This window comes from Moorena sp. SIO4E2 (assembly GCF_010671945.1).
Classification (GTDB): domain Bacteria; phylum Cyanobacteriota; class Cyanobacteriia; order Cyanobacteriales; family Coleofasciculaceae; genus Moorena; species Moorena producens.
In genome coordinates this window covers 15,836-21,814 of record NZ_JAAHIE010000077.1, presented here as the reverse complement: position 1 = coordinate 21,814, position 5,979 = coordinate 15,836, and the positions used below count along the sequence as shown (strand labels likewise).

The window sequence follows — 5,979 nt, the reverse complement described above, 5'->3', positions numbered from 1 at the left end:
AATCAAATCACCGATCGTGTTCTGAGAAAAATAGGCTGGTTCCAATGTCAGCAAATGCTTAAAAATCCGTTGCTTCAGGTCAAATTCCACTTTGCGCCCCACTCCAAACAATAGGATGCGCGAAGCCATCCGAATCCCCCACATCAATGAGGTGAGTATCAAAATAAGCAGCACAAAGCTCCAGACTTGGTCGAAGCTCAAGGTTTGACTCAACTCGTCAATAGTATCCCTGATCAGTAAGGGGATATAAACACCAAGTCCATTGACAATAAGGAGGGCAAAAATACCTAGGGCTGACTGTCGCCAGTATGGGCGCAGGTAAAGCAGCAGTTTTTTTAGACGGGAATTCAGCATGTTACAATACTATACAATTCCCATCCTGGTTACAATCTTAAACAATTCCCTTCCTTTAGGCTTAACCTTTCACCAAAAATCGGGGAGTACTTAGCCTCAAGGGAACCGCAAATCATAAATTACCGACCCTTACTGAAGGTGGGAGCCGAGGGTGGTATCGGTTTACTTCCGATGAAACCAGAAACCCACACTATACCCGATTGGGTTCATGTGGGTAGTTAACATAATGTCTATATTTCAAGAAACATCTCTTGCGGTCGGCGATTCAACTTCTGTACTGGTAACTGGTCTTCCTCGTAGTTGGAAGTAAATATTGCTAAAGAAGGTGTTAATTACCCTGGTAGTCTGGTCAAGGGCTCCGATAGAAGGGATAAAAGCTTGGATGCCAAGGGCTTGATTGGGTGGAACAAGTTGAGCCAACACAGCGTCCCTAGGGAAAGGACTAGCATTAGTAGTAAGCTGAATTGATTCCCCATTGGGGACAAATGCAGTGAGGGTTTCCTCCTGCCACCCGATTGTTTTGGCCATTTGAACCGCAGGTTGGTTTTGAACGACTCCAGGCCCGAGAAGTTGAGCCAGCCGATTAGATAGAAAAGGGGTGCTGGCGACAAGCAAGACAAAAAATCCCGTCCAAATCAAGGTAGGTCCTGGGTTAGAGATATTGTCACCTTTAATTCGCATTGCTCCTAGGAACCAAAGCAGAAGTGCTAAGCCCAATGGTTGAAAGGGAAGTGAGAAAATTGTCCATATCGGTGAAACCAGGGCATTGGTTGGGGTGAAAAACAGCAGGACAATAATGGCAAAAACCAAAAAACCCCCAAGCCAGGTGAAATACTGTTTAGGGATGATTTCGAGCAGCAGCTTGGCGAGCAAAAATCCAAGCACTACCCATAGCAGGACTAGAAATAGTAGTTGCATAGTGAATACCTTGTAAGTTTTTGACCGTTAGCTGTTTGTTGTGGAAGTTTGATCCGACAACTCAACCTCCTATCCGGCTAGTCGTATTCGGCTAATTGATCAACTGTGGTAATTTGATAGGCATAAATCCCTCAAATCGTGGCGACATGCTCAGTTTGAGGAATATCTCAACAGGTAAATCACCCCAGTCTGAATTGCCTTAACACCGGCATTATACTTGCCATTGGCTGCAAAGGGTCACTTTGAAATTGGTGTGAGTGGGATCAAACTAGGAAACGTTTTCTGTCAAAGGGGTTGAAATTTTGCTATTTCAACCAATAATCATAGAATACCCTTGGCGAATTAACAGGGGATATTTGGATCTGACCCCATTTAATAGCAGACTAGGCAAGACTTCATACTCCATGCCTGTTTGCCTCGCGCCGATATTGATGGCCGATATTGATGGCCAATATTGATGTTTGATTGAAAACGTTGCCGGTGGATAAACCAGCTCAAATGGGAAACACTTCATACAACACGACCCCTACCATACAAGAGTCGCTGACGGTGGAAAACCGCATCAGTCGTTTGGAATTAATTGTTGGACAAATCGGAGAGGCAGTGCTTGCCACTACCGAAACTATAGACCGTCTGGCTGACCGGGTCGATAACTTTGTGATTCAAGTGCAAAACCAAGGACAGCAAGTCCAACAACAAGGCTACCAGCTTTTTGCTCTAAGTGATGCGGTGCAAACCTTGGCAGAAACTCAAAATGAGTCTCTAAAACAGCTTGAGCAAGTCACACAAACCTTGCAACAGCTTGCTGCAGCGATTGAAGCAGGGGAACACTGACTTTCCTGGCTGTTGAGTTACGCACCAAGCTTGTCGATTTAGACTGGGTATGGGGTGTGGAAAAGATCGGGTTTGGGGTAAGAATAAGGCTAACCTCCTTTTGGAGCATACTTTCGTCTTTCAAAACCCCTCAAAACTTTTGGGGATTATTGACAGGTTTATTGAGAATAAATTGCTCCAAAGCATTCCCAGGAAACTAAGAAATCTCGTTCAGTTATTTGAACCAGTTAAAATTATGGCTCAATCAGGACTTACGCAGCAACTCTACTTGTAGGGTCTCCCTCAGGACCCTACACCATCAGCATGTTTGTTGCCCAGTTTTGCGTAAGTCCTGTCAAAGTCAGCCTACACCCACGCGCTCACCCTATCCTGACTCTGAACGCCGTGCATTGAAGAGTGGAGTGTTGTGGAAATGAAGCTAAAGCTTTCCAGCATGGTAAAAATATGCTACCACAACGAGAGTACCCAAAACTGATTAGGAGAGCATTAATGCATTTTCCAACGCGGTACTTCCTCCTTGTTCCGGCGACTGTACTCATGAGCTTATTGACCGTTAGCTGTAGTGGCAAAAAAGTTGAATGTCAGAAAATTATTGAAGTGGCGAACCAGGCAGTTGAAGAAGCTAAAACCCTGACTAATGGTGGAGAATCAAGTGATCCCGAGGCAATGCTCCAGGCAGCTAATGCTATGGAGGGGGCATCTCAAGACATGGAATCGATAATAGTTAAGGACGAACAGCTCCAAGACTATCAAGCTGGTTTTATTAAGATGTATCGCAATACCAGCAAGGCGACTCGCGACTTTGTAGAGGCTTTTAACAAGCAAGACCGCTCAGCTGCGGAGGAAGCCTTGAGCAATTTGCAGAAAGCCACCACCCCAGAACCAAAATTAGTGGCGGATATTAATACCTACTGCTCAGCTAACTAGGGGGTTGAAACAGTTAATAAAACCCTATTATTACCTCGACGTCTGTATTGCCAGACAGGTTGTTTAGATGTCTTGTGGTGGGCTGACTGCGCTATAGAATCGCCGTCTAGAGCGCAGCTGAAAAACCCGATATTTTTATATGCTAGTTAGGCAATACCCAAAATACCGTAGCTGCTAGGTCTATAGTAAATTTACCATTCAAGTATATGGTATGTTTCGTTTCTCAAGTACTGCCAGTAGTATATGTGAAGTAACCCAACTTGCTTCGCTAACAGCGAAGCAAGGACGGTCTTATTCGTCTTTAGGATTTCCCGCTTCATCCGCCGATGCCACGTTGGGTACTCCCTAAGAATAGAAAGTCCAGAACTGAATCTGGTGATGGTCTTACTCAGCGTCCACAGGCAGTCGCCCGTCTTCCACAGGCAATAATTCTTTTTGCCGCTTGGTTTTCGCCGTTTGTAACGGTCGTGCCAGTTGATTTATGTCTAAATGACATCTTGCGCTTGCCTTTTCTGCACGCTGTTGCGAACGGTGGTCGAGTTCGTTTACGCGCTTTGACTACATCTCTATTCCACCTAGCTCGACTATCATCAGCCCATGCCTAACCATGTAGACCTAAGCCAGTTATATTCATATTAGCATATAATCAACTATTTGACTATCCATCCCCACCGTCAAAGTTGGATGGGGAATTCCGCCATTTTTGTTAAACAATCGGCCTTTGAGATCTAATGAAATATGCCTTGGTTCATGAGTGGTTGACTCCCAAAGCAACTGGTGGCTCAGAACTGGTAGTGCAAGAAATACTCAAACACATTGATGCTGACCTGTACGCCCTGATTGATTTTGAATCAACCAATCCCCAGAGTTATCTATATCAGCGCTCTATTGGCACAACATTCCTACAGAACTTACCCTTCGCTCGTAAAGGGGTTCAGAAATATCTGCCGCTGCTACCCTTAGCGATTGAACAGCTTGAACTAGGGGAGTATGATGTTATTCTCTCCTCTTCCCATGCTGTTGCCAAGGGTGTCCTTACTAGTCCCCAACAACTGCACATCTGTTACTGCCATACGCCCATGCGTTATGCCTGGGACTTGACGTTTGATTATTTGCGCAGTAGTTCTATGGGACAGGGTCTTCCAGGCTTGATCACTCGCTATCTGCTTCATCGGTTACGTCAGTGGGACGTGATTACAGCAAATCGGGTGGATTACTTTATTGCCAACTCTCATCACACAGCACGGCGGATCTGGCGCTGCTATCGGCGTAGGGCTGAAGTTATTTACCCACCGGTTAATATTGAACGTTTTCCTTTCCAGGAAGAAAAAGAAGATTTTTATCTGACCGTTTCCCGGATAGTAAGTTACAAACAAGTATCTTTAATTGTTCAAGCTTTTAATCAACTGGGATACCCTCTCGTGGTGATTGGTGATGGCTCAGATTTAGCAGGGATTCGCAACTTGGCTCACAAGAATGTAAAATTTATGGGATTTCAACCCAATGAGGTGGTTGAGCAGTATATGGCTAAAGCTAAAGGGTTTGTCTATGCTGCCTGTGAGGATTTCGGCATTGCCCTGGTGGAAGCCCAAGCTTGTGGTACGCCGGTGATTGCCTATGGTGCTGGTGGGGCACTAGAAACAGTTCTAGATATTCGGCAACATTTAGACAGTGGTACAGGTCTATTGTTTCCAGAGCAAAGCTCAAGGGCTTTGATTGAAGCCATGGAAACCTTTGAGACCTTGGCAGGAAAGTTTAATCGGGAAGCGAGCCGGTTAAACGCTGCCAAATTTGCCCCCAACATTTTTGCTGATCGCTACCTGACATTTTTGGAAAACTGTTATCAAGACTACCAGTTTTAATTTCTCTGGTAAAAAATTAAATATCCTAGCTGGCTATGCGCTATAGCGAGTGTCTCGTAGCTTTATGATTATGACGTGTGGTGTGAATTGAAGGAGTGAGATGACTGCCGAAAGCCAACTTAACTCCGTCAAGATATTGCGAGCATTCGTGAAGCGAGGTTTTCAGCCCCTCGTTTCACGTCGTAGACACAAGAATCTGACTCGCTATCGCTTAGACGGAAATTTTGCCAAGCGACTGTTTGATGTGACCTTTTCCCTATCAGTTCTGATTTCGTTTTTTCCCGTTTACCTGCTACTGGCATTGCTAATTGTGATCAGCTCACCTGGACCAATTTTTTATGTTCAGGAGCGGGTGGGTAAAGACTACAAACCTTTTGCTTGCCTGAAATTTAGAACTATGGTGGAAAATGCCGACGAAATGTTGCTAGAGATGATCGAAAAATCCCCTCAGATACGGGAGGAATTTCAGGATAATTACAAGCTCAAGGATGATCCTCGAATTACTGGAATTGGAAAATTTCTACGGCTGACTAGCTTAGATGAGTTTCCTCAGTTCTGGAATGTACTCAACGGACAGATGAGTGTGGTTGGTCCAAGACCGTTAGTGCCAGAGGAATTGCCCAAATACGGGCGTCACATGGATAAAGTCTTGACAATTCGACCCGGAATTACTGGCTTATGGCAGGTTTCTGGACGCAATGACATACCTTACCACCGCCGTGTGCAAATTGATGTTTACTATGTCAGTTTCCGGAATTTTTGGCTGGATTTATGGATCATCGTGAAAACCATTGGTGTTGTTATTTTTCCCAAAAATAACGGTGCTTACTAGAGGTAACTAGTGCCTGCTAGAGGAGAAATTAGGTAATGGGTGACATTAGGTAATGGATCATGGGTAATGGGTAATAAGCCCAGTTGCCAATTACCCATTACTGATACCAAGTTGCTCTCAAACCTATTATTTAAGCTATTATTTATTGCTTAAGGGCTCAATTGAACGGAATGGGGAGATGGGAGTGAACAAGCTCCTATCTCCTACCCATGTCTTGATGCAGTCGCTCATGGGGGTTTCCCCCAAGACCGC

The 5,979-nt window shown here is 44.8% G+C and carries 7 protein-coding genes; 5 read left to right on the top strand and 2 right to left on the bottom strand.

The features are described from left to right. Positions 1–354 (bottom strand): ABC transporter transmembrane domain-containing protein (locus F6K37_RS11415; RefSeq protein ID WP_287250239.1); only part of this gene is annotated, 354 nt, incomplete at its 3' end. A 237-nt stretch (positions 355–591) separates the two neighbouring features. Then, a complete protein-coding gene (locus F6K37_RS11410; RefSeq protein ID WP_287250236.1) occupies positions 592–1,272 on the bottom strand; it encodes a hypothetical protein in 681 nt (226 codons plus the stop codon). Between the two features lie 498 nt (positions 1,273–1,770). Between F6K37_RS11410 and F6K37_RS11405 the strand changes: the two genes are divergently transcribed. The 5 genes from F6K37_RS11405 to F6K37_RS11385 all read left to right on the top strand — a co-directional run bounded on the left by F6K37_RS11405 (position 1,771) and on the right by F6K37_RS11385 (position 5,727). Beyond that, positions 1,771–2,106, top strand: coding sequence for a hypothetical protein (locus F6K37_RS11405; RefSeq protein WP_044491879.1), 336 nt, complete (start codon positions 1,771–1,773; stop codon positions 2,104–2,106). A 537-nt stretch (positions 2,107–2,643) separates the two neighbouring features. Beyond that, entirely contained in the window at positions 2,644–3,033 is a 390-nt protein-coding gene (locus tag F6K37_RS11400; protein WP_287250233.1) for a hypothetical protein, read from the top strand. Positions 3,034–3,359: 326 nt separating this feature from the next. Further along, positions 3,360–3,638, top strand: coding sequence for a hypothetical protein (locus F6K37_RS11395; protein WP_131827274.1), 279 nt, complete (start codon positions 3,360–3,362; stop codon positions 3,636–3,638). A 126-nt stretch (positions 3,639–3,764) separates the two neighbouring features. Further along, complete coding sequence (locus tag F6K37_RS11390; RefSeq protein ID WP_287250228.1) at positions 3,765–4,895, top strand: glycosyltransferase; 1,131 nt, start codon at positions 3,765–3,767, stop codon at positions 4,893–4,895. Between the two features lie 100 nt (positions 4,896–4,995). Next, on the top strand, positions 4,996–5,727 hold the full coding sequence (locus F6K37_RS11385) for an undecaprenyl-phosphate galactose phosphotransferase family protein (RefSeq protein WP_008177920.1): 732 nt from the start codon (positions 4,996–4,998) through the stop codon (positions 5,725–5,727). Positions 5,728–5,979: the final 252 nt, after the last annotated feature.